Raw genomic sequence first — 1,927 nt, forward strand, 5'->3', positions numbered from 1 at the left:
TGAAATCATTGCTGCTAGAAATCGCGGGTTCCAAGCGTTGGAGTCAAACCAGTAGACGCTTTGTAGCAGACAGGTCGACGCCAACCGCCGGCATCGCTTGCGCGTCTTAGCGATCACCGGGTCGGCCGGAAGCGCAATCGCAATCCCGTTCGTGCGCTGGAGAGGTCGGGCATGCGCACGGACTACCTCTGAAAGACGGCTCCACTCGCCCGCACCAAGTGGGCAGTGTTCCGAACAGAAGATCGCCGCGGGTTGGTGGTCGAGCGAGCGCCGGAGCAGTGTCCAGAGCTTAAGTTCGAGACGCTGAACTCGGCGCAGCATCCACAATCGAGCAAGATCCCTGGCGCCCATGAATACGGCCTTCTCCACCGAATTCTACAACCTCAATCGCCCGGCTGCGGATCTGCGACCCCAGTTTGAAGCGTCGGTTGCGAAAGTTCTGCGGCTGATCTGGACCCGCAGGCTCCTCCTGGCCTTCGTGTTTCTGGGTGTGCTTGCATCTACGATCGCGGCGAGTTTCCTCCTCGCGAAGACCTACACGGGCATTGCCCTCATCCAATTGAAATTCGATGCCCTGGGTGCCGGATCCCCAGCCACAGGTGCGGCGATACCCGTCTCGATCGACGCAAACGCCATCGTCGAAGGCGAGGCCGAGATTATTAGATCGCGAGCCGTAGCCCGCCGCGTCTTCGACAGGCTCGCCAAAACCTCGACGCCAGGGACGGCGTCGTCTCCGAATGACCAAGCCGCCCGGACGACAGCGCAACCTGCGCCAGCCGACGAGGATCCCATCGATTCTATCCTCGCCCTCCAGAAAGGTCTGTCGGTGCAGAACGACGGGAAGTCCTACCTCATTCGCGTCACTTACCTCGCCGATCAACCGGAGCGGGCGGCCCATCTCGCCAACATGTTCGCAGAAGAATACCTGCAAAGCCGAGTCGAGAGCAGCTTCACGAACGCCAAGCGTACGAGCAACTGGCTTTCCTCCCAGGTCGCCAACGCTCGCGCGGAGGCCGAACGGGCGAGCGAGCGAGTACGCGCGTTTCGAGAGGCATCCGCTGGCCTCTTGGCAGGCGGCGGCAATGGCTCGACTGCCGAGCAGCAACTGCGCAACGTCGTCACTCAACTCTCCGATGCCCGGCTCGAACGGCTCAAGCTCAGCAACACGCTCGACCGCCTGAAAGATACCGCTGCGAGCGACCGGGTTCCGTCGGCCGCCGATCTCGCCGGCACCGGTTCTGCGCAACAACTGATCGACGCCGAAGTCAAGGCCCGAGCAGACGTCGATCGGATCGCCGCGTCCGTCGGTTTGAAGCACCCCCTGTACATCAAGGCGACTAGCGCCCTTGAAGACGTTCACGAACGTCTCACCGACGCGGTTAAGAATGCGGTGGACATCACGACGGCCGACCTTGTCAGTGCGCAGCAGGCCGAAAAAAGTCTGGAATCACAACTCGAGCAAATGAAGCAGACCGCCTTATCCAGCCAAGACGCGGCGAAGGGCTTGGTGGAAGTCGAAAAAAACGCGGCAAACGCGAAGGCAAATCTCGACCGTCTGCAGGAGAGCTATCGTCAGGCCTCGGCTCTCGCCGATCTGAAGCCGATACCGGCCGAGTTGGTCAGTTCGGCAGAGCCGCTCAACGTTCCTGCCGGCCCGAAGAAGCCACTGTTCGCCGTGCTGGGAGCAGTAGCAGGCCTTGCGGCTGCGCTTGCGACGGTTTTCGTGCTGGAAATCCGTGACACAGGTTTTGCTACAGCAAACGAGGTGGTGAGCGAACTCGGCATTGCTTGTTTCGGCATGGTGCCGAGCCTTGGCGTGCGACCTCGCCAGGCCCAGTGCCAGATCCGCGAAAGATCCCTGAAGCTTCTGGCGGTCTGAACCGCCCCGGGTTTGCCGGAGGCCGTTTGGTTTAAGTTACGCTGCTAT

At 61.2% G+C, this 1,927-nt stretch carries 2 protein-coding genes; one reads left to right on the top strand and one right to left on the bottom strand.

Annotated elements, in window-relative coordinates; genetic code table 11:
- Nucleotides 1-351: hypothetical protein (locus ATO4_RS28195; protein WP_210191155.1), on the bottom strand; the 351-nt coding region annotated here is incomplete at its 3' end.
- Here ATO4_RS28195 and ATO4_RS26675 point away from each other — a divergent pair.
- Complete coding sequence (locus ATO4_RS26675; RefSeq protein ID WP_083595112.1) at nucleotides 350-1,879, top strand: hypothetical protein; 1,530 nt, start codon at nucleotides 350-352, stop codon at nucleotides 1,877-1,879. The two genes, ATO4_RS28195 and ATO4_RS26675, sit on opposite strands and share 2 nt — an antisense overlap.
- Nucleotides 1,880-1,927: the final 48 nt, after the last annotated feature.

The sequence above is a fragment of the Aurantimonas sp. 22II-16-19i genome, assembly GCF_002088275.1.
GTDB lineage: Bacteria > Pseudomonadota > Alphaproteobacteria > Rhizobiales > Rhizobiaceae > Jiella.

Coding starts and splice junctions, on each gene's coding strand:
- ATO4_RS26675 (WP_083595112.1), top strand. CDS start 350: ATGAATACGGCCTTCTCCACCGAATTCTACAACCTCAATCGCCCGGCT.